Annotated in this window: 1 protein-coding gene; it reads left to right on the top strand. The window is 64.1% G+C overall.

Annotated elements, in window-relative coordinates; translation table 11 throughout:
• Positions 1-231, top strand: a 231-nt coding sequence (locus SB754_RS23270; protein ID WP_410784602.1) for a DUF1800 family protein, incomplete at both ends; no start/stop codon positions are given.

Below are 231 nucleotides of genomic sequence, written 5' to 3'. Positions count from 1 at the left end.
CTCGACGAGAACCTGTCCGACCCCGAATGGGAGCAGCGCAGGGCCGCGTATCCCACCAGCTTCGACACGCTCGACGAGCCCTTGTCGAAGACCTATTCCGAACGCGAATGCCAGGGCTTCTCGAACTACGTCGTGCCGCAGCGCCAGGTCGAGCGCGCCGCCTTCGCCCGCGCCTGCTACAGCCGTCGGCAGCTTTTCGAGCTGATGGTCGATTTCTGGCACAACCACTTC

It is taken from the genome of Leifsonia sp. SIMBA_070 (genome assembly GCF_046534635.1).
Lineage (GTDB): Bacteria > Actinomycetota > Actinomycetes > Actinomycetales > Microbacteriaceae > Leifsonia.
This window is presented reverse-complemented; position numbering and strand designations above follow the sequence as displayed.